Source organism: Phycisphaerales bacterium, from assembly GCA_029268515.1.
In the GTDB taxonomy this organism is placed as follows: Bacteria; Planctomycetota; Phycisphaerae; order Phycisphaerales; family SM1A02; genus JAQWNP01.
This window is the reverse complement of record JAQWNP010000001.1, coordinates 65,533-84,748: the sequence shown is the minus strand read 5'-3', so window position 1 is coordinate 84,748 and position 19,216 is coordinate 65,533. Positions and strand designations below refer to the sequence as shown.

General features: G+C 47.3%; 14 protein-coding genes. 6 read left to right on the top strand and 8 right to left on the bottom strand.

Features of this window, described 5'->3' with window-relative positions; translation table 11 throughout:
- The first annotated feature begins 28 nt into the window (after nucleotides 1-28).
- The 3 genes from P8J86_00305 (at nucleotide 29) to P8J86_00295 (ending at nucleotide 3,868) form a co-directional block, all read left to right on the top strand.
- Nucleotides 29-943: a PhnD/SsuA/transferrin family substrate-binding protein gene (locus tag P8J86_00305; protein ID MDG2053126.1), complete on the top strand. Its 915-nt coding sequence runs from the start codon at nucleotides 29-31 to the stop codon at nucleotides 941-943.
- Between the two features lie 49 nt (nucleotides 944-992).
- Nucleotides 993-3,167 carry a response regulator gene (locus tag P8J86_00300; protein MDG2053125.1) on the top strand — a complete coding sequence of 725 codons (2,175 nt, stop codon included), beginning with the start codon at nucleotides 993-995 and terminating at the stop codon, nucleotides 3,165-3,167.
- 113 nt (nucleotides 3,168-3,280) lie between these two features.
- Nucleotides 3,281-3,868, top strand: coding sequence for a superoxide dismutase [Ni] (locus P8J86_00295; GenBank protein ID MDG2053124.1), 588 nt, complete (start codon nucleotides 3,281-3,283; stop codon nucleotides 3,866-3,868).
- 13 nt (nucleotides 3,869-3,881) lie between these two features.
- Here P8J86_00295 and P8J86_00290 read toward each other — a convergent pair whose 3' ends face one another.
- The gene (locus P8J86_00290) at nucleotides 3,882-5,798 is read right to left on the bottom strand and encodes a hypothetical protein (GenBank protein ID MDG2053123.1); all 1,917 of its coding nucleotides are present in this window, start codon (nucleotides 5,796-5,798) and stop codon (nucleotides 3,882-3,884) included.
- Nucleotides 5,799-6,413: 615 nt separating this feature from the next.
- Between P8J86_00290 and P8J86_00285 the strand changes: the two genes are divergently transcribed.
- Nucleotides 6,414-8,063: a hypothetical protein gene (locus tag P8J86_00285; GenBank protein MDG2053122.1), complete on the top strand. Its 1,650-nt coding sequence runs from the start codon at nucleotides 6,414-6,416 to the stop codon at nucleotides 8,061-8,063.
- A 343-nt stretch (nucleotides 8,064-8,406) separates the two neighbouring features.
- On the top strand, nucleotides 8,407-9,189 hold the full coding sequence (locus P8J86_00280) for a hypothetical protein (protein MDG2053121.1): 783 nt from the start codon (nucleotides 8,407-8,409) through the stop codon (nucleotides 9,187-9,189).
- 80 nt (nucleotides 9,190-9,269) lie between these two features.
- Here P8J86_00280 and P8J86_00275 read toward each other — a convergent pair whose 3' ends face one another.
- The 3 genes from P8J86_00275 to P8J86_00265 are packed head-to-tail and all read right to left on the bottom strand — an operon-like array spanning nucleotide 9,270 to nucleotide 12,020.
- Entirely contained in the window at nucleotides 9,270-10,484 is a 1,215-nt protein-coding gene (locus P8J86_00275) for a glycosyltransferase family 87 protein (protein ID MDG2053120.1), read from the bottom strand.
- Nucleotides 10,485-10,528: 44 nt separating this feature from the next.
- On the bottom strand, nucleotides 10,529-11,314 hold the full coding sequence (locus P8J86_00270) for a polysaccharide deacetylase family protein (GenBank protein ID MDG2053119.1): 786 nt from the start codon (nucleotides 11,312-11,314) through the stop codon (nucleotides 10,529-10,531).
- On the bottom strand, nucleotides 11,286-12,020 hold the full coding sequence (locus P8J86_00265) for a glycosyltransferase (protein MDG2053118.1): 735 nt from the start codon (nucleotides 12,018-12,020) through the stop codon (nucleotides 11,286-11,288). Before P8J86_00265 ends, P8J86_00270 begins: the two co-directional genes overlap by 29 nt.
- Before the next feature lie 152 nt (nucleotides 12,021-12,172).
- On the opposite strand from P8J86_00265, the gene P8J86_00260 reads away from it, so the two are divergent.
- Nucleotides 12,173-13,552, top strand: a complete 1,380-nt coding sequence (locus P8J86_00260) for a hypothetical protein (GenBank protein ID MDG2053117.1) — start codon at nucleotides 12,173-12,175, stop codon at nucleotides 13,550-13,552.
- On the opposite strand, the gene cls is transcribed toward P8J86_00260, so the two are convergent.
- The 4 genes from cls to P8J86_00240 all read right to left on the bottom strand — a co-directional run bounded on the left by cls (nucleotide 13,536) and on the right by P8J86_00240 (nucleotide 18,795).
- Nucleotides 13,536-14,987, bottom strand: coding sequence for a cardiolipin synthase (gene cls / locus P8J86_00255; GenBank protein MDG2053116.1), 1,452 nt, complete (start codon nucleotides 14,985-14,987; stop codon nucleotides 13,536-13,538). The genes P8J86_00260 and cls overlap by 17 nt on opposite strands.
- A gap of 2 nt (nucleotides 14,988-14,989) precedes the next feature.
- Nucleotides 14,990-15,811: a VTT domain-containing protein gene (locus P8J86_00250; GenBank protein MDG2053115.1), complete on the bottom strand. Its 822-nt coding sequence runs from the start codon at nucleotides 15,809-15,811 to the stop codon at nucleotides 14,990-14,992.
- 54 nt (nucleotides 15,812-15,865) lie between these two features.
- Nucleotides 15,866-16,453, bottom strand: a complete 588-nt coding sequence (locus P8J86_00245) for a hypothetical protein (protein MDG2053114.1) — start codon at nucleotides 16,451-16,453, stop codon at nucleotides 15,866-15,868.
- 143 nt (nucleotides 16,454-16,596) lie between these two features.
- Nucleotides 16,597-18,795: a carbohydrate binding domain-containing protein gene (locus tag P8J86_00240; protein ID MDG2053113.1), complete on the bottom strand. Its 2,199-nt coding sequence runs from the start codon at nucleotides 18,793-18,795 to the stop codon at nucleotides 16,597-16,599.
- Nucleotides 18,796-19,216: the final 421 nt, after the last annotated feature.

Sequence of the window (19,216 nt, the reverse complement as noted above, 5' to 3'; positions counted from 1 at the left end):
GGGTTTTCGGACATTTGCAATAGGAGCCATGCTTTTCGTAATCATGGGGATGCTGGTATCATGTGGTGGAGCGTCTTCAAGTGCTGGTGAAGGGAATGGTAAGGAGGTTAAGGAACGCCCGCGGGCTTCTGAATTGATTGCAGAAAATAATGGCATTGAACCCATCTCGTTGCAGTTCGGCATTTATACGTCTGATCAACCCAAAGCAATGGTAGAGCAATTCCGACCTATTCTTGACGCTATTCAAAAGTCCATGTCCGAATCGCTGCAGAGACCAGTGACAATCAGTACCCAAGTGTTCTCTACATATGAAGATGGAATGGGCGCTGTTGTTGATGGCATTGTTGATTTTTCAAGATTTGGTCCGGCTTCTTACATAATCGTGAAAGATGAAAGGCCTGAGGTTTCGTTGCTGGGAGTGGAGCAGAATAACGGTGGGCGTATTTTTTATGGAGTCATCTGTACCCACAGTGACAGCAGCCTTGAGACATGCCAGGACATCGTCGGTCATTCGTTTGCGTTTGGCGATGACAAGTCAACAATTGGTCGTTATCTCTCTCAAGAATTTTTGTTGGACTGTGGTATTACTGCCTCGGATCTATCTTCCTATGAATATCTTCATCGCCATGACCGGGTCGGAGATGCGGTTGCAAGGAAGGAATATGACGCGGGGGCGCTCAAAGAGAGTACCTTTCAGAAGATGGTGGACTCTGGTTCCCCGCTTCGTGAGCTAGCACGTTTTCCGAATGTAACTAAACCTTGGGTTGCTAAAGCTGACTTGGATCCTGTGATTAAGGCGTCGCTTCGTCAGGCACTTCTAGAAATGGATGATGAAGCGGCACTTAAGGCGCTGAAAAAGTCAGGTTTTGAGGCTGGTAGTGATGAAGATTATGACTCTATTCGACAAGCTATTAATCGTAGCGGCGAGTTCTTTCAGAAATAGTAGAATATCTAATTCTGGTGCTTACTAAAATCTGTTGAGTTTATTAGATATGCGTGGACGGCCAATTGCCTTGCAGATGTTACTGGTGACTATTGTCACAGCAGTTGTGCTTGGCTTGTTGCTTGGTACCGTTGTAAAAGAGTTGGAGTTATCGACGCTTCAAAAGCAGCTTCAGAGAAGCTCTGCATCAACCGTTGCGGCAGTGGCGGCAGCAGCCGCAGGTGCAATTGTGTCAGAAGATGTGCCGGTGCTGCAGACAGTTGCAAAGGAAGTACTTGAGTCACAGGCCAGTATTCATCAAATTATTATTGAGAATGAATCAGGCAGGTTGTTAGCAGAATCACGTGCTTTAGATGTGCCGATGGAGCAGTCAGCATTAGTTTATTCAGAGAGTGTCGTCTATATGGGCGAGACCTTTGGATCAATTCAGATTTCCTGGAATATGGATCAGGCGATGGATCAGATTGCTGGTTATGCCTGGCGAGCTGGTGTGATTAGCGCGTTAGGTGTATTGGTTGTATCACTCATACTCCTCTTAGTGGTGCGTCGCATTGTTGTTCAACCAATGCAATTGATTGCAAAAAGAGTTTCGGCAATTGAACACGATAAGGTTCCACCCAAGTTTAAGGGGGAGCCGGCTATAGAGCTTGTGGTCTTGAATGATGCAGTTGACCATCTCGCCGAGATGATTGACGCGTTACGGGGTGCGGAAAGGCAATATCGACAATTATTTAGTAATGACATTACTGGCAATTTTATCTCTACGCCTGAGGGAGAGATTATCGACTGTAATCCAGCATTTATTCGCATGTATGGACTTGCATCTTTAGAAGATGCAAAGCAGCGAGGTGGGCTACAGCTTTGGGGTTCATCGCGGGGGCGAGAGAAAGTTATCGAATCGCTTAAAGAACACGGACGACTCTATCATCAGGAGATCCAAGTTCAGCGAGTTGATGGAACATTGTTATTTGGACTGCAAAATCTGGTTGGTATCTGTGCGGAGAATGGGGAATTATCACAGGTCCAGGGTTATGTAATGGATGTCACTGAGCATCACAATGTCGAATTGCAGTTGCGACAAGCGGAACGGATGAACGCCTTAGGCCGATTAGCTGGTGGTATCGCTCATGATTTTAATAATTCGCTCACAGTGATCTTAGGACATTGTGAGCTCTTGCTACATCAGTATTCAGGAAATAAAGATCTTGCTGAAAGGCTGACGGCTATTCGCGAGTCTGTTCGTAGATCAGCTTCTCTAACGGAGCAACTTCGGGTTCTCAGTCACCAAGAACGCGGCGAGTCATTTGTATCAGATGCGAGCGATGTTCTCGAAGAAGTGCTTTCGATGCTCCATCGGATCTTTGGTTCAGGTATTGACTTAGAGGTCAATGTGGATCCGAATCTGGGTGGCATGAAAATTGGAGCTGGTTCGCTTGAGTCTGTTGTGTTAAATCTGGTAAACAATGCTCGCGATGCAATGCCAGATGGCGGCGTGATCTCTGTCAGCGCTACGCTTGTTGAGCTGGAGGATAGGGAGTCGCATTGGTCAATTCATTGGTTCGATGCATTGCCAGGACCTTACGTGAAAATATCGGTTGTTGACTCTGGCTGTGGTATGGATGAGGAGACAGTGAGCCAGGTATTTGAGCCATTTTTCACAACCAAGCATTTTTCAAAAGGAACTGGTTTAGGGTTGTCATCTGTTTTCGGTATGGTCCGACGATCGGGTGGTGGTATTGAGTTCCAAAGTTCTCTTGGGCAGGGGACACGAGTTGATGTATGGATTCCACAGATAATAGAAACAAGTGTTGAAGTTGAATCCGTAGATGATCTTGATCCAGAAGAATTACAGCCAGCGAAAACGAGAAGCATATTGGTGGTCGATGACGAGAGCGCTATTCGGGCGCTCATGCACGCGGTGCTTGAGGGTGCGGGGCATGATATTTATGAAGCTGCTGATGGGTATGAAGCGATGGCGTGTCTCGGAGACAATCCTGAAATATCCGTGCTTATTTCTGATCTCACCATGCCTGGGATGAGTGGTAAAGAGCTTATTACTAAAGCTCGAAAGCTACGGCCTCACCTTAAGGTTGTGGCTATATCTGGTTACGTAAATTCCACAGATCAAACACTCACTTTGCCAGATGGTCCGGTGCGGTCGCTTTGTAAACCATTTGGAACAAGCGACCTTCTAGAAAGTGTAGCTAGCCTCTTTAAACATTGAGCACACCTCGTGCTCTGTTACAGCTATTTGTTGACTATCTTGAGCCCGGATGCGACAGCATTGGATTGGTAGCTATCATCTCTAATTCCAATACCCTAAGAAGGAGCATTATTATGTCTCGGACCTCATGTTATGTCGGAATTTTTGTTGTCACAGTTTTTGTACTTATTGCGGCAAGTTTAACTCGATCAGCGTTTGCTCACTGCGAGATGCCATGTGGCATTTATGATGATCCCTCGCGCATTCAAATGTTGCGTGAAGATGCTGTGACAATTAATAAGGCAATGGAGCAAATTGTCATGCTTACGGCAGAACACGACCATAAAAAAGTAAGCCCACAAGCACTCAATCAGATCACAAGATGGGTCAATGTCAAAGAAGATGCTGCGCAGAATATTCAGGATACAATTTCTAATTACTTCTTAACTCAACGTGTGCAAGCTGTAGATCCTGGACAAGAAGGTTACGATGCGTACATCAAGAAATTGACCACAAATCACGCCGTCCTGGTCGCAGCGATGAAGTGTAAGCAAAACGTAGACACGAAATACGCTGTGCAGTTACTTGGATCAGTGGAAGCAATGGCGCCGTATTACACCACCGTCTATCCTGCACTTCAGCATACTGAAATGAATAATCAGAATGACAGTCACGAGGATCATAGCCACGAGGGTCATGGCCACGAAGGTCATAGTCATTAATGAGCTGTATTGATTAGTTGTTGGAATGAGCGACATGTGCTGTGTCGCGCGAAAGTTCTACGAGTTTTTTGATGTCGTATCCATTCGTCATGAGACTATGAAGATGTACCGCAACAGTGTGACCATTTCGAAGTAGTTTCTTGGCGGTCTTGAATCGCCATTCAAAAATATTGAATCCTGGGGCGGTGGCAATTTCACCTTGCCCACCGCCTTCAGGCCAAGTAACCAAGTAAATGGCTCGTCCGCCCGCTTCACGTATCTCTTCTTCCGTATAAAAAGAGATCTCTCCATCTCCATTGAGAAGTTCTTCTCGCGCCTTCCAGACGCGATGTTCTGCAACAACACTTAATCCGAGAAGATGAGCGCCATCATGTCGTTTGGGATTGGCTTCTATAAAAACTTCCATATTGAGATCTTGCAAGATTGGTTTGATTTGACTGAGCCACGCGGAGTCATGGCTTAATAATCCTGTCGCATCATGTCCCACGCCTGAAAAACCAAATTCCACGAATTCGCGATACCAGTTCAGGAATTGGCTGGTATCTCCATGTTGTGGTTGAGCCTCAAAACCTAGTGCCTGCCCCAGATTATTGTTCTCAGAGTCGCACAATGGATAGCCTATGTAACCATAGAGATTGATGCCATGATTAGCGGCAAATGTTTGGAGAGGCTGATAGTTAACCAATTCGGGATATCTGTATCGCGCTATAAAGAGTTGTTCATAGAGCATGATGGTTGGCGAGCTTCTATCCGTCAGTTTAAAAGGGCGTTGTTCCCATACGCCACCAGTATTGTGTCCCCACCAGTCAAATGCATCATTGCCTAAATAATCAACAAGTGGCTGAAGTCTACTAGCAATATGTGCATTCCAACCAGCTTCTGGTGTACAGGTGCTTCTCGAGACAAACCCAAACTCGGAGAGACTGGAAAAACCAACTGTCTGAAAATGTAGAAGTCGTTTATGTGTGGTTGATACTGGTTGACTAATAGTGTCGGTCAGTATTTGCAGATCAGTGTTATTAATCAAACCGTCACTATTTAGATCGTAGGCAAGATCGTTGCTGATCCAGGCGCTTTTAAAGTCTTCTAGAGAGTGGGCGGAAAGTTCTGCTTCTTCCAGGCCAATGTCATCTAACGGAAGATCATTTTCAGTTGCCGAGTCATTCCATAAACCTGTTTCATCATAAATGGTAGCATTGACTGGTGCGGTGTCAGGCGGCACTTTGTTTGGATCTGTAAGGGAAAACTCAAAATCAGGAACCGTTGCAGCGGCTACCGATGGTTCCGGCGAGGCATCGATCGTCTGGGGCGCGCGTTCTGGTATTGGTGTGGGATTAGGAGCAGGTGGTGGGCCGTTGTAAACCGTCCATGTAATGCCATTTGAGGAAGTGCCAGTTTCTTGGCTTGATGACACTGAAACGGGTGGTGGAGGCAAGTAGGGTTCGACCAGAATCCACAAATCATTGACCCGTACTAGCACTTTACGGGACTTCGTATCTGCAAGAGATATTGGAACACCTGTCTGGATAGTGGCGAGTGTTGCAGTCGTGTCTGAGAGAATAAAAGAGCGGGCAGGAAGTAAAGTGTCGATTTGAGAGAGCGTTTCTTTGTAATTCAGATTTGAGAAGTGAGCGGCTGACGAAGATCGTCCATATGCCTCGAAAGGGAGTCCAATGACGCCAAAGCGATCGCGAAGACTTGGGCCTGCTGCTTGTAAGGCTTGAGCGATAAAATGACTGACGGCCATTTCATAAATGACTGTAGGCGTTTGATCATGATTGCAAGCACTGCGTACGATGGTTCGATTGACCGATTGCAGTTCGTTAAAATCTAATGGAAGATTTCGAAGTCGTAATGCAATGACTCTATGTTGATACTTATGAGCTGCCTGATTTAACTGCTGAGCAAGCAACTGGATCTGTTGCTTCAACAGCTCGCTATTCTTATCCAAGAGACAACTAAAATCTTTAAAGCGGTATTCCACGATCTGTGGCGTGAGAGTTGTACGTGCTGTTTGTGCTGCTGATATGCAACAAAAGCTAATCACTAAGAAGGAAAGCAAGCATAAGCTTCGAGGTCTAAAGTGAAGTCGCCGGTTCAAAGATCTCATCCCCATTTAGATCAGTTTGGAGTCTCTTCGTGTTCTGTGAAGGAAGAGATGTTGGTAGAAAGATGCCGCCGCCAAACTTTATGATTTGCGAGTTAGGATCATCGTCACTCTTGGGCAGGCCCTTAAACGAGATAGATTTGATGGTCTGAAAAAAGCTTGGAGAATGGTCTGTTGCTATGCCTTAGAGGTTGTGAAGGATGGTGGCTCGCAGCATTGTGCAGGCTGACTGTTACAGATAGCCTAGATTGCCATCCCATTAGAGCGGCTAAAATCAATAAGTGAATCGTGCGGTGTGTCCTATAATCTCTTTGTCGGGCGAGATGCTGTTGTATATTGTTCATTGATGGTCGCAATGACCATTCATGTGGCAGATTTTTCAAAGCAGTGGCGTTGTATTTTTCGGGGTACGAGTCAGGCCAGATTGCTGGGATTCTTATGGCGAGCATCATTGCGACTACTGGTGAAGAGATAGCAGGTGTTCCGGCTATCCTTGAGTTCTTTGGAAATCTACATCCGGTGGTGGTTCACTTCCCGATTGCACTTGTCATCGTTGCTGCTGGGGCAGAGATTTGTGGTGTCTTCCGCTGTGGACACCGCCGCTATTCAATGACCATCGTCTGCGTCATTGTTGCAACATTTTTTAGTGTCTTTGCCGCATGGGCGGGATGGCTCAATGCAATTGGAGATGCACGGTCTGGCACAGCGGAGCGTGTGTTGCTGTTTCATCGTTGGATTGGAATAGCAATGGCTTCTGTCATAACGATCACGCTCATTGTGACTCTGATAGACATGGCGCGGCCACGTTATTGGTTGTTGGCCTGTTCACGCGCAACACTTCTGCTAGCGGCGTTGTTGGTTATGGTTGCAGGATACTTGGGTGGTGAGTTGGTCTATGGAAATGGCTACTTATTATCTGCGTTCAATCAAAAGTCCAGTGCTGATCGGATAGCGGTAGGTGATAAAGGTTTAGAGCCTATTTCACCATCTGATTTTCTTGGCGGCGCACGTGTTGTTGCACAGGGCTCTTCAGAAAAGACAAATGTGGTTGTCTATCAGGACGAGGTCGTCCCAATTTTGGAGACTCATTGCTACTTATGTCACGGCTCCAAAAAACAGAGGGGTAGCCTTCGGCTCGATCAAATGCGTAGCTTGCTTTCTCAGCAGCCGCCAACAACAACGATTGTTCCGGGTGATGCATCAGCAAGCGGACTGATTCAGCGTGTGACTTTGCCACATGATGACGTTGACTTTATGCCTGCGTCAGGAGAACCGCTATCAGGAGAGCAGATAGATATTTTACGCTCGTGGATTAATGATGGGGCTCCAATTGCTGGGGATGGTGGGCCAGTTCTTGTCGCTGATGAAACGCCGAGTGTAGAAGTCATCAAATCCTCTGCTGTTGATTCAGATGTGATTACGGCGCCATTATCTACTGAGCAGAGAGCGGCGCTCAATCGCCTTCAAGGTAAGGGAATTCGTGTGGTCCCTATTTCAGAGAAAACAACAAGTTTAGATGTGAACGCGAGTGTTGGAACAGTAGTTGTTGATCAAGAGGTGATCTCAGATATTGGGGTTCTCGGTGAGCATGTTGTATGGTTGAGTTTCGGGCGTACAGCAATTACTGATGAGGATCTAAATGTAATTCCGCTGCTGATAAATCTTCAGCGATTGCGCCTTGATGGCACGAAAATTGGGGATGGTGCAATGAGTTATCTTGCTGTTCTCAAAGATCTAAACTGGTTAAACATCTATGACACGAATGTCTCTGATCGAAGTATTCCCACATTGGCAGCGATGTCTGCATTGCGACGTCTATTTGTATGGGAATCATCGATATCAGAGCAAGGTGCTATTGAGCTAGGCAGCTTGCGTCCAGATCTGGAAGTTGTCACTGGCTCATCTCTCTTTGTTGAATCTAAAGATGAACCAAGCGAAACGAACCAGGAAGCGGGGGGGCGTGCTTCTCAGGAGTTGCCTGCTTGTTGTAATGAGGCGATTGCTCAGGGGGGTGAATGTACTCACCCATGCTGTGTAGAGGCCCGAAAAAACAGTGTGATCTGTGAGGTTTGTGGACCCGCTTCGTGAGCCTTATGGCAGTGGATGGACACAAAAAGACTGTCTTTTGAGGCTCTATTCGGTGATTTTTGTAGTTAGCGAACTTCAGCAGTTCCTTTTTCGTAACATCATCAGTCATATCTTGAGTGGGGATAAAAACGGGCTGAAAGGCCTGGCTCAACCCTCACTGCTTTCTCTAACTAAGCGTTTCAGGCTCAAACCCAAGGGCGTGTGCCTGTTACAATCGAACTCTTGTCAGTCGGTCGGTTATTACTGATCCGGCGACTTTGAACCCGCCTCCGAGGAGTATCTGGAGGCTTGTCATGGGGCAGATTGTTTTGGTCTGTAGCCCAAATACTTTTGGAGATACCTGATGAACTTCCGCAACGTACTAACGCTGACTTGTATTGGAGTGACGACACTTGCATTTGCTGGCTGCAATAGTAATAAGTCGTCCGTATTGTTTGTTCAATCAACCGAAGCGGGGTCCCTGACACCAGTAGAAGGCAAGAAGGGTACCTTCACCCTTGAGCTTTCGAAGCCCAATCCTCATGTCACCTTTTTCACAGATCGACCAGAACGTCATGCTGGAACGATGTCCATAAGTCAGTTCTTAGGCATCTGGAATCAGGGGAAAGATAGCTTTGAGACTGATCCACCCAATGCAGCTCTCGCTGTCGCATCTGAGCCACTGAAGACCATGGTCTTCGAGCTTGCCGATCCGGTTGCAGGCAAAGACGATAAGTCGGTTCAATACACTGCAACATTGGTCTCGGATCCGTACATGATGACGCAAAGCATCAACAAGAGCCATGAATTTGGCTTCGCCTCACTGTTTATCGACGATTATTCACCTTACAACTACGGTGACTATTACGGGGCGCCCGCCCTTGGTGGGATTGGCCAGTCACCTGGTAGCTCACTTGGTGGTGGTGGCTACGGTGGCTACGGTGGTGGCTACGGTTGGGGTGGAGAACGTGGTTACTGGCCGGGTGGCTGGCACTACAACACGATCACCGACCCTGGCGTGTCTTCCCAAGAAGGCAAGACGGACAAAGGCGTCAATGACTGGATTGATGCAAGGACTCAAAAAGCAAGAGAACTCAAGAAGCAGGGTGAGATTCCACCTTGGGTACCAGAGACTCAGGGTCAATAAGAATCGCTATTGGAGAGAGCGGGTTCATCAGCGGAAGGGTGCCAAAAGCACCCTTCCGTTTTTTAATGATGGGAAGATCTCTACTGACCCGAGCTCATCGAAGTGACTGGGCGCCGCTCTTGCCAAGGTGCTGGCCCTACAAGTAGTGCCCACAAGAGATAAATGGCAAAAATCGTTGTGAGTAATGGGATCATCCAAACTTCACGGCCTGGTGTTATATGTTTGGTTATCTCATAATTCAGCGCCATCAGAAAGACCATAATAATGACAAGGAAGCCCAGAGCTGATCGTCTGCCAACTAAGAATGCCCAGGCTCCAACCATTGCGATTGCCGGAGCAAAGGCTGCGTAGGTGTTATTTTCGGTGCGAGGGTTAAAGAGCATGAGATAGGTCACGGAAAGCACAAAGAGCATGACAATTCCATAGAGCGAGCCATAGGTACGAAAAATGTAGTAAGCGAAGGCAAGGGTTAAAATTGCAAACAGGAATCGTATGCCGAGCCCCAGACTGGTCGTCGCTTCATATCCCCATGCTCGAAACATGCCAAAGAGATCACTAAAAGCCATCGTCCCCTCGGGACTTCCGGCGGTCATGGCTTTGTCGACAAATCCTTGATAGGCCTCAAGAACATAAGTCGGGCTCTGGAAGAGCCAGGGGATCGCCAACAGAATCAAAATGCCGATTGGCATACGCCACCAAAGTGCTGGCCGAAGTGCCCATGCCAATAGCAGAAGCACGATCGCGAGTGGTTTGAGGGCCACTGCCAGGCAGAGCCAGAAAACAGCCCACCAGTGCTTCGATTCTGCCAGGACACTGATGCCAATCATCATGGCGCCTGTCATTGGTAGTGTCATTTGGCCATTGCCCATTGCTGCTAGGGCAATTGGGATTGTAAGAAAAGTCATAATTGGAAACATCTGCACTTTGGCGGTCTTGCCGGCAGTGATTGCTATTTGTCGGAGGCCTATGGCAAACAGTCCAATACAAAAGAGCCGCCAAAGTAGTTCGCTTGGCGTATTTGGTAGTACGTGAAATGGTGTATACACGAGTGCTGCATGTGGTAGATAGAGAAAGCCATGCAAGCCTTCTGTATAAATGTCACCACCTTCAATCCATTTAGCAGACCCATAATGAAAAGCGGCGGTCACAGTGCGTTGATGATCACTCGCAATTTGTTTTATACATATGCCCACAAAAAAACCGAGCCAAAGGAGCCAGGCGGCATAGACATCACGCTGATGCGTGAATGGCAGTGGTTTATTTTCGGGATTGCGTGCGATATTAGGAGAAGTCATTGTTCACGACAGAATACAACAATATCTCTGACAAATCCTGGATGTCATGTTCGGTCCTGAGATCGCATTCGGCGGTCTAACTCAGTAAAAGTTCCAAAGCGTCCATGTTTTCCTATCCAGCTCACAAAATGATCAAGTTTGTTGAGAAGCTTGTCGCCGCTTCCATGATGCATTAGCCAGGGGAGCCCCCAGTTTTTTAGTTCTACAAATTCCCAAGGATGGAAGTAAAGAACCACATAGCCATCATGCTGTAAAACTCGTTTTGCGGTCATCCGGATAAGCCACATTGGAAGGTGTCGGAATGCAAGCCAGAATAAAGGAATGCGAAGGATAGGTGATGCCGAGGCAGGAATATTTAGTAGGTCACCATTAAAGTTCGCCGTTCGTGGCGAGGTAAAATTGTTGTACCGGCCAGGAAGCCAAATAGGGTTATCTGATGAGTTATATAGATAGCCTGCGTGTGTTAGTAGCTCTTGGTCAACTGGGCCCATGCGTGGGCTGCGGTAGCCATTAATTGGTTGGTTAGAAATTCGCTGTAGAACGCGCCGTGACTGTACGAGATCGGTGTCTTCAAACTCGCTGTGGTTGTAGGCGTGGGAAGCAATCTCATGCTGTTCAGCAGTGGATGCAATCAGTGTTGATTCCTGGAGAGCAAAAAAAGCAGTGGTAAAAAAGGTGGCAGGAATGTTGTGTCGTTCAAGTAAAGAAAGTATTCGGCAGTGGCCCTCAGTCGAAACAGCAATCTGATCTTCTTCTGAGATCGGGTGCTGGAATTCAAACGGCGCATCAAACTCTTCAATATCAAAGCTTAGTAATATGAGCGGATCCATACCGACCTACTAGTTTGTTGAAGCGTATACGTAGAACAGACCAAAACATTTTTATTGGATCTTTGAGTAATTGGACGGATGAGTTATTGTAAGAGTGTTCGTCTGAAACAGTCGCTAAAATCTCAGTAATGCTATATCCCTTAGACCTGGCGAGATACAAAAGCTCCGCATCGAACGCGAATCGTTGAAGCCGTTGTTTTGTAAACAAGTCTTGTGCTACAGCTCGCTGAAATCCCTTGAGGCCCGCTTGTGTGTCTCGGAAAGGCAATCTAAGCATTGTCCTTACATAGAGGTTAAACGTAGCGCCCATAATGCGGCGTATCGGCGTAATATTTTTTTGAGCGTTCTTCGTGAGATAGCGGGACCCAATAACAACATCGAATGTTTGAAGGCTTTTACGAAGCTCGTCAAGGTGATCAAGGCTGTAAGCTAAATCGCCATCTACAAAACAGATGTGCTCACTCGTGCAAGCGATAGCACCTCGGTGGATCGCCGCACCTTTACCTTGATTATAGGGCTGAACAATCAGGCTCACTCGACAGTCATCTCGAATCAAGTTTTCAACAATTTCTGCTGTTTTATCGCTTGAGCCATCATCAACAAAAAAAGCACGATCGTTTTCGTGCTCATCTAAATACGAAAAAACAGTGCTTACAACCTTGCTCGCTAGAACTTCCGAGTTGTAAAGGGGTAGGATGATATCCATAAGTGATCCGTGGCCAAAGGTTGAGTTAGCTATATAGTTACTAGCGATGGTCTGTGGGTCAAGAGCTTGGTAAATCAACCAGTCTTGCCGATATTAGATCAAAGATCACCATGTCGAAAAGTTTGGATCGTAGTCAAGGATATCTGTTTTATATGAGGATATGTAATAGTTGCTGGCAATCATGGTCTACCTCAATTGCGGTTATCGTTGTACTGAGTTCTTGTATTGTGTTGGTCGTATGGTTGAGGCAATATGGCCCTGAAAATAGCTTAAGTAGAGCAGCTACAGAGAAATATATTGATAGCCTCGATCTATCGAGGTTTGAAGATCTCGGTACGAGCTATACATCCGAACGTTATCATCCAGATCAGTTTCCAGATCCAATTGATGACAAGCACTATTCCAATTATGCTTATATCGAAGATCTGGAAGAAAGATTGCGGCAGGTCGATCGTCCCCAAGTCTTAAAAGTAATTTTTGATCAAGTGACGGAAGGTGCAGAAACTGACACCCAGAGACATTTATTGATTCTGGAGTTTCTGCACAAAGTGAGTGTTCATCAGCCGGGTATTAAGCTTGAGTATGCAACTGGGAAAAAAGTCTCAGATCCACTGGTCTTGTTGGAAGGGAATGTCATGCACTGCGGTCAGGTTGCAGGGCTGGCAGTAGACCTCTTTGAGGCTGCAGGCTATCAGGCTCGGATCGTCTCTCTTAGTGGTCATATTATCGCAGAGATTTGGTACGAAGATGGATGGCATCTTATCGATGGTGACTCGCTGGGAGGCAATGGGCTTTCGCCAATGACACCGGATCAGCGAATCCCATCTTTTGTTGAGGTGTTGGAACATCCAGAGTGGATTGATGCGCTGCCGCATAAATTTGAGCTGCGTGGGTTAGGAAGACTGCCAATAGGTGGTACTTATGCGCGTTCTTGGCGATATGCCAGGGAACGGAATGATTTAAAACGAGGTTACTTGCAAAAGCAGGGCTATGTCAGTCCAAGCGACAAGCACTACGGCTGGCAAAATACTACTTTTGAGGCATCTGATTGGGTGGGCAATCAGAATGAGCCTCGATTCCAGCCAGGCATCGCTACATTTGAGGATGTTGTTATTGCCAACATAGATGATGATTTCTCTGAGGTGACAATCGTATGGAAAGATGTAAGAGATAAAGATAATGATCTTCTTGGATACCGAGTTTTTGTCAGTCAAAACGCGCGGCAATGGAATTACGATTCGTTCGCAGGTTCTATAGAAGCGAGTAATTATTGGAGTAGTGATTTAGGTTGGCGACCTGAGATGTATGAATCTCTGTACAGTTTGCCGCCGCATGAGGTTGCAAAGGTTACGGTTGACGATCCAGAAGTCACTCTTAAGTTACAGCGGGGTAAATCGTATTACGTCACGGTAATGGCATTTGATGAATATCATGAACGGGCAGGGCGCGTGCTCTATCTCATGTCAAATGAATTGCGTATTGACTTAGAGGCAGCCGCCGCCATTGGCACCGAGTCTACAAAAGAGGGCTGACGGTGCCAGCAGTATTTTCTGCTAGGCGCCTCCACCACGCTCGGTTTTCCCAATCTCTGGCGTTGATTAAGTTGCTGCTATCGATATAAGACTGCTGCAAGAATCTTAGTTCGCTTGCAAAGTCTGTGTCATAGACAAGCATGCTTATCTCGAGATTCAATTCAAAGCTCCTTCGATCAAGATTAGCGGAAGTCACGAGTGCCAGCTGTTTGTCGACGGAAATTGTTTTAGCATGCAGTAGTCCTTTGGTGTATTCACGAATTTGGATGCCTGACTCAAGAAGGCTTGAGTAATAGCTGCGGCTGGCAGCGCTTACCAGACGAGAATCATTTCGCTTCGGTACAACAAGGATGGTATTGACGCCACGACGGGCTGCTGTGCACAGTGCTGCAATCACAGCTTGATCTGGAACAAAGTAAGGCGTTGTGAGTACAAGTTCATCTGTGGCTAAGTGCATCAGCGTAATAATGAGCTGGGAGATAGCGTCATTAAGTGAATTAGGGCCGGTGCCTAATATCTGTGCGATCACATTTGAGGATGGGTGTACTGTTGGATGAATCTCAAGCATTTCCAGTAGAGACTCATCAGTATCCAGAAACCAGTCTTCAATAAATACTTTTTGGAGATCTCTAGCCACTGGTCCCATGATTCTTGCGGTTGCATCAACCCATGGAGCAAACTTTGGCTTAATGGCAAACGAAGCGCTGGCTAAATTATGACTACCGGTATAAGCAATTTGTCCGTCGATGACGGTTATTTTTCGGTGGTTGCGCAGATCAAATCGGCCTGCGACTGCTCGAAAAATATTGGTCGGCAATGCTTCAGCAACGTGAACGCCTGCATCTCGCAATCGTTGTGGTAGGTCTGACTGTAAAAATTGACGACTACCTAATGAATCAACAAGAAGACGGCAGGTAATGCCTCGCTGTGCAGCTGTGATGAGTGCATTTGCAACAGTATTGCCACTCTCATCATTCAGAAAAATGTAGGTCAGAATATGTACATGGTGTTGGGCCTGACTTATGTCTTGTACGATTGAATTGACAAGCTCTTCTGTATCATTAATAAGTCGCATCTTATTGCCAGCTTGTGGCTCATAGCCAGAAACGGCTTCTGCAAGATGTGAGAGCGATTCAAAACGAGGGGAAAGATCAGCATGGCTTGCTCTAATAAGGCTTACTGACTGTAAAGGTGATTCGTGTAGCTCTTTGAGTATTTCTGCTTGTTTCTGAGTTCTTCTGCGTGTGAGCCATGGCTCTCCAAAAAGGAAGTAAATGATTGGGCCGCCCACGAAGGGAACGATAATAATCACAAGAATCCATGTCAGAGTGGTATTGTGCCGAGCATTACGCCGGCCAAGAATGTACAGAATAGTTGTCAGATCAATCACAATCTCAAGAAGAATCAGGCCATTGATTACGATGCTGGCAGTCATGTCTATGTTTCTCCTTGTTCCACCACATGTTCAAGCGCTCGTTGTGAAATCCGGGCAATGATGAGTAGTGAGATAATCAAGACAGCTGCTCCGACTAAAAAGACGCCCAGGCCGGGGCCACTCTTAATAAAATCTTGGATGTCACGGACTTCTTCACCAGTTGAAGAGGTTGTTGCCTGAGAGGCGAGTGCCGCGAAGGTCACAAAGACAACTGAGCGGGGAAGCATACCCAGAATTGTGCCACACACATAGGGTACGAGTCGAACCCCACATGATGACATGACGAGGTTGCTCACGGCAAAAGGTGCATTTGGCGGAATTCTTAAGAGTGTGACAAGCCCAAAGGTACGCCAGTTTCCGCGACCAATGAGGGCCTTTCGTATTACCCTCGCTTTTGGGTATCTCTCGATAAGGGTATCAATACGCCGTCTGGCGACGAGTCGGCTGATGCCGTAGCCGATAATGGCCCCGCCGGTAAAGCCCGCTATCGATCCAAGTGAGCCCCAGGTGATACCCCAAATCCAACCAGCAAGTACCGCTTGAGCATATGTTGGTAAGAGTCCAATGCCCGAGGTGAGCATAAAGACCAAGATAAAGAGAATGAACCCCGCTGGGCCCAGTGAATCAAGAAAACTGGAGACTGGTGACAAGGCAAAGAGCAGCCAAAATCCAGCGGTTGCAGGAAGGATGACCCAGAGCACGGCAAGAATGCTGGCTGGTCCTGCTTCCTTTGCGATCTGTAGAATCGTTCCAGTCAGCGATGTGGGTTGCTGCGCAGTGGTCGCCTTCTCTGAAGACTCGGGTCTTGTCTCCGAATTAACCATTCAGGCCCGTACCTTGTTTTAAGTCACGATTTTTGAAGGGGCTGTGTTGGAGGTTTACCACGTGATATCCCACACGATCGGATGGCCGTCATTTCGAATGAGATCAAGTGGTATTGTTAGTGAAGCGCTGGTCTTTTTAATGGTCGGGCTGATGCCAAGAACTTCTGACTCCGCAACACCACTGCTAATAGGTGTACTTGGAAGCGTCAAGACAACCTTAACGGACTTCATAGAGAGCGTTCCAATACTGGTTTTTTTCGCGCTATGGTTGAGTGCTTCTTGGTCTTTTGCATCAAAAGCCGTTAGCAGACTCGGCCATTTTACATTTGAACCACGAGGTAACTCGACTCGCAGAAATCCAGACTGAGCCATTTGGAATTTGATCTCTCCAAGATGTAAGGAAGACACTTGATCAAAGTGCCCATTGGTTACAACTAAGGCAGCACTTGAATTCCAATCAACACCTTCGACATCTGGTTGTGTCGACGATGGCGAAGAGCTCATCACTCGAACCACTGTAATCTCGCCAGACCCGTCATTTTTCAATGTAATTTCAATAGACCCAATGTCTGTATCATCACATCCTCCAATCGCGAGCAGGCAGCCGAGTAGGGTGCAGATTAAAAGTAGTTGCTTCAGCACGGTGAGGTTCTCCTGGCGATTTGCTATTGATGGTTCGCAAGCTCGTTAAATCATCGTCTTTCACGTCGATTTCACTGCCTACGGGTGCCTACGTCAAGTAGGCCGCCCTTGAGGGCGGGGGATCTATTGAATTGTGGCCATCTTCAGCAGGACTGGCCAAATGCCAGGAGGAAGATCGAGAAGTCGGCTAAATCTACAGAGCCACTGTTATCAAGATCGGCCTTGGGGTCTTCCGTGCCCCAGACCACGAGAAGGTAACTGAAGTCTGCAAAACCAACGTCACCGCTTAGGTCGAAGTCACAGCGGCATGGTGAGTCGATTGGATCAATTGGATCGGGATAGGCATCTGGGGAAGCCCATGCAAGATTAGGTACTGTTTCGGGCTCCCATGCATCTCGTGAATCTAAGAAAGGAGTAATTTTGATGGAGGCAATATAAAGAGCAGTGCTATCGAAGTTCGGTGAGCCGGCCCAGCCAACATGATCGGCGTAGCCAGAAGCAGGAAACCAGACGCCTAGCCAAAATCTTGCAGCGCGAAAGGGTACGTTTCCTTGGCCGAACGATACGTCGGTGAGTTCATCGATCAGGACATCGTCGAAGTACCAGCGAACGTATCCAATGTCTTTAGGATCTCGGGTATCGCCGCCGTCTCCTAAATCTGTGCCACTATGCCACTCAATGGTGTATGTGTGGTAAAGGCCATCAGTACTGTCCTGCGCAACATCGACAATATCTCCCTGTGCATTCCGTAGAACTCGGCGGCCCTTGTGTTCACCGCCTTCGCCGCCAAATTGCCCGCCCCAGCTATTTGTTCTTGCATTGGTATAAGCAATTTCAACAGGATTGAGTCCAAACGCATCAGCATCGCTGTCTCCACCCTGTAGATCGGTTGGGAATTCCCAGTCAATTTCAGTGTTACGCCGCGGGTTTGGCTCATGCCAATATCCGGCCTGACTCGGGTAGTAATCAATGTAATGAAATGGCCAGAAGGCGGTGCATACACCGATTTCTGGGGCAACCCGCGCACGTACTTCGTAGCGTCCAGAAGCGAAATATTGGCGCGTTGCAATGGCTGATCCGACTCGGGTACTTCGTCCATTATGCGTAATCGGGCCCGTGTAATGATCGCCGTTTGCAGCAAGTCGCAATGCTTTTATTGGTATCCCTAAATCAACATCATCGACAAGTGACACATTCTTGGGAGTGACACCACCGTTATCGCCACCCCAGCCTTTTTCTGAAACAAGCCAATCTTCAATAGACAGTTCACCAGAAGAAAAATCTTCAATAAGTGGCTTTGTTATTGGCTCAGGCGTTGCATGTGTTGTTGGTGTCCATTCTTCTCCGGTGGCAGGCATTTGTACGTTTCGAAAGTACGCGGCGCCAGGCTGGTTCTTCCAGTTTTCAAGGGTGAGTTTTCCACCTTCTACATAAGAGTCACTTGTCGAAAACGTTAACTCAATCGTTGACCAATTTGGGCTACTAATTGGCACTGATGCACTGGTGCTGCCGCTCGAAGTAAAATACATGCTTGCGATAACGCCTGAATCAACTCGAGCCTCTGCAGTAATCGTATAAGTGGTCTGGGGGGCCAAAGCCACGCCTAACGATTGACTTGTTCTTGAAGTATCTTGGGTTGAGATTAAACGAAGTGCGGGTGCGCCATCCGTGGTGACGACTTGTGCATTGAGACCTAGAACCCAAGGAAGCACATCAGGATCTGTAAAAGTGCTATTGCTGATCAGTTCGTCGCCAAGAGTCGGTGCATCGGTAATCACTGGTGGCTGTGAGAAGGGTGCTTGGTCCGGATCGGGCACCGGCGGTGTTTGGCGGCCTTGAAGTAGTTTGACTTCATCAATCCAAACCTCACCTGTAAGTGTGCTCTGGTATGCCTGTAAGTAGATCTCTGCGCTCGTCACGTTCTCATCGGTAAAAAATTCAAATCGCTTCTCAGTCCAAAGGCCTTCTTCTCCGATGGCCATGTAGCCAATCGCCTTATCAATTTGAGGGCCGTTACGAACACCAATAATTGGGGGCATCAGACTATTGGTGCCTTTGACCTTTGCAATAATCGTGTAACGAGTCGTGGGTAGGAGCCCACTCACGATTTGGATGGCCTGAGCGCTCGAGGAAGCTGTAGGACTCAGCCTAATCGCATCGCCTTCATATCCCTCCGTAGAAACGGTTGCTGCTCCGGTCACGGTCCATTCATTGAGCTCGTTTTCAAAGCTTCCATTCGATATGAGATTGTCGGTGGGCTCTTGTGAAATAGCAGAGACGTTTAAGAAAGTCATGCTGGCCGCGAATGCGACACAGCTATAGAGACTTATTCGTAGAGGCATCAATGGAATCTCCATGCACAATTGGGGCCAACGGCTCAGCGTTATCTGAGCGGTCAGTTAACAGTTGGAGTCATTTAAAGCGATCGGGCCGATCACTACTATTCGCTAGCCTGGATACGCATGATCTAGTTGCGTGGTTCCAAGGGCTGTCTCATAAGTAGTACGTGACTTTTTTGGCAACGTTCTTGTGTTGGTTTAGATTGAATTAGAGGGCATTTTAGCTTGATAAGGCCCCCAAGATACGTCGCAGGGTTTCGGTGGAGTGAGTTGTTTTCCTACGAGAATCGTCAATATAGGCGTGAGACTTTTCTGTCCACCAGCTTCAAACTCAATGAACATTTGAAGTAAAAGAAAGGTCTCCTTAGGGCGAATGTCATTGTCGGCGGTGTACAAATACGAGCCCCGATACTCCACGAAGGCC

What these genes read in the sequence shown, in the direction of transcription:
- P8J86_00305 (MDG2053126.1), top strand. Translation starts at nt 29, where the DNA reads ATGCTTTTCGTAATCATGGGGATGCTGGTATCATGTGGTGGAGCGTCT.
- P8J86_00300 (MDG2053125.1), top strand. Translation starts at nt 993, where the DNA reads ATGCGTGGACGGCCAATTGCCTTGCAGATGTTACTGGTGACTATTGTC.
- P8J86_00295 (MDG2053124.1), top strand. Translation starts at nt 3,281, where the DNA reads ATGTCTCGGACCTCATGTTATGTCGGAATTTTTGTTGTCACAGTTTTT.
- P8J86_00285 (MDG2053122.1), top strand. Translation starts at nt 6,414, where the DNA reads ATGGCGAGCATCATTGCGACTACTGGTGAAGAGATAGCAGGTGTTCCG.
- P8J86_00280 (MDG2053121.1), top strand. Translation starts at nt 8,407, where the DNA reads ATGAACTTCCGCAACGTACTAACGCTGACTTGTATTGGAGTGACGACA.
- P8J86_00275 (MDG2053120.1), bottom strand. Translation starts at nt 10,484, where the DNA reads ATGACTTCTCCTAATATCGCACGCAATCCCGAAAATAAACCACTGCCA.
- P8J86_00270 (MDG2053119.1), bottom strand. Translation starts at nt 11,314, where the DNA reads ATGGATCCGCTCATATTACTAAGCTTTGATATTGAAGAGTTTGATGCG.
- P8J86_00265 (MDG2053118.1), bottom strand. Translation starts at nt 12,020, where the DNA reads ATGGATATCATCCTACCCCTTTACAACTCGGAAGTTCTAGCGAGCAAG.
- P8J86_00260 (MDG2053117.1), top strand. Translation starts at nt 12,173, where the DNA reads ATGAGGATATGTAATAGTTGCTGGCAATCATGGTCTACCTCAATTGCG.
- cls (MDG2053116.1), bottom strand. Translation starts at nt 14,987, where the DNA reads ATGACTGCCAGCATCGTAATCAATGGCCTGATTCTTCTTGAGATTGTG.
- P8J86_00250 (MDG2053115.1), bottom strand. Translation starts at nt 15,811, where the DNA reads ATGGTTAATTCGGAGACAAGACCCGAGTCTTCAGAGAAGGCGACCACT.
- P8J86_00240 (MDG2053113.1), bottom strand. Translation starts at nt 18,795, where the DNA reads ATGCCTCTACGAATAAGTCTCTATAGCTGTGTCGCATTCGCGGCCAGC.